Annotated in this window: 2 tRNA genes; both read right to left on the reverse strand. The window is 45.5% G+C overall.

What is annotated here, in order from left to right:
• Positions 1 to 62: 62 nt before the first annotated feature.
• Positions 63 to 148: transfer RNA gene (locus CHI06_RS29110), tRNA-Leu, on the reverse strand.
• 66 nt (positions 149 to 214) lie between these two features.
• Positions 215 to 299: transfer RNA gene (locus CHI06_RS29115), tRNA-Leu, on the reverse strand.
• Positions 300 to 363 lie beyond the last annotated feature (64 nt).

The following is a 363-nucleotide window of genomic DNA, read 5'->3' on the forward strand; positions in this document are numbered from 1 at the left end:
AAACTTTCAAAGTCAACTTTTACATTGTATCAAACGAAGTTTGATATGTCAACATCTTTTTTTGGTGCGGCCGAGAGGACTTGAACCTCCACGGGGTTGCCCCCACTAGGCCCTCAACCTAGCGCGTCTGCCATTCCGCCACGACCGCATACGTTTCAGCGACATTTATTAGCATAACAGATTATCAACATTATTTCAAGAGTTAATAATTGGTTGGTGCGGGTGAAGGGAGTCGAACCCCCACGCCTTGCGGCGCCAGATCCTAAGTCTGGTGCGTCTGCCAATTCCGCCACACCCGCAAATATGAAAGATTATTTTGCTAGCGCAAAAAATCTTGGTTATTTTCTAACGAAAATAACTTGG

The organism is Bacillus sp. 7884-1 (assembly GCF_002272245.1).
Taxonomy (GTDB): Bacteria; Bacillota; Bacilli; order Bacillales; family Cytobacillaceae; genus Neobacillus.